The sequence below is a fragment of the Neisseria sp. P0009.S007 genome, assembly GCF_051962515.1.
The window spans coordinates 1-922 of the sequence record NZ_JBQCVF010000633.1; the positions used below are offsets into that span (position 1 = coordinate 1).

2 protein-coding genes are annotated in these 922 nt (G+C 44.7%); both read right to left on the minus strand.

The window, feature by feature from the left end; all coding sequences use genetic code 11:
• The coding region (locus ACTHS3_RS15300; protein ID WP_440368407.1) for a CsbD family protein at positions 1-291 on the minus strand (291 nt) is incomplete at its 3' end.
• Positions 292-410: 119 nt separating this feature from the next.
• On the minus strand, positions 411-922 hold a 512-nt coding region (locus tag ACTHS3_RS15305; protein WP_440368408.1), incomplete at its 5' end, for an SGNH/GDSL hydrolase family protein.

The following is a 922-nucleotide window of genomic DNA, read 5'->3' on the forward strand; positions in this document are numbered from 1 at the left end:
AATCAAGCCTTCAGCTTTTTCTTTGGCTTCTTCAGCCAAGTGTGCTACTTTCTCTTTGGCTTCATCGGCTAAAGCAGTTGCTTTTTCTTTAGCTTCTTCAAACAATTGCGAACCTTTTGCTTTACCTTCTTCTAAAGCGTCACTGGCTTTGCTTTCAATATCTGATGCTGCTTCTTTTACTTTGCCAACGCCTTGTTGAACCAAGCCTTCAGCTTCAAGTTTAGCATTGCTGGATACATCGCCAGCCACTTCTTTTACTTTACCGCTGATTTTATCTAATTCGCCGCTCATGGTTATACTCCTGGATTAATGTTGATAAGATTAGTGCTGCATTACCTTATGTCGGGGGCTTCGTTTCAACTTTAAAGGCCGTCTGAAAGACAAAACATGATAAAACGAGTTAAATCAGGTCAATCCATCTGTTTCAATATCGCTTCGGCTACTGCCTTGCCTATCATCTTACTGCCGAACTCATTGAAATGAAGCCCGTCACACAGCATCACATCAGTCAAGTCCTGCTCAAACATCAAGCTGTATAAATCATTGACAGCAAAACCATATTGCCTTGCCAAATCCTCCGCCACACGGTTATAGGCCTTCAAATCAGCCAGATAGCGGCGCGAGGGTTTGAGGATATTGTGTACGCTTTCCAAAAAGGGCGTACTGCTCGCCCAAATAATTTTTGCACCTGTCTGTTTCAGATAATCGAAAATTTGGGTCAGGTTATTGCGATAGGTTTCTATATCGGCCACCGGCTCATTACAGCCTTGATTGTGGCGGATATCGTGCAAACCGCAGTTGATGTGGATAATGTCTCCCACAGTCGCGCCCTCTGTCCCTTGCCCGATATGCTCTAACACATCATGCGACGAACGGCAGTTTTCCGATGGAGAAACAATATCCACCTCAGGCAAAGCGGCGC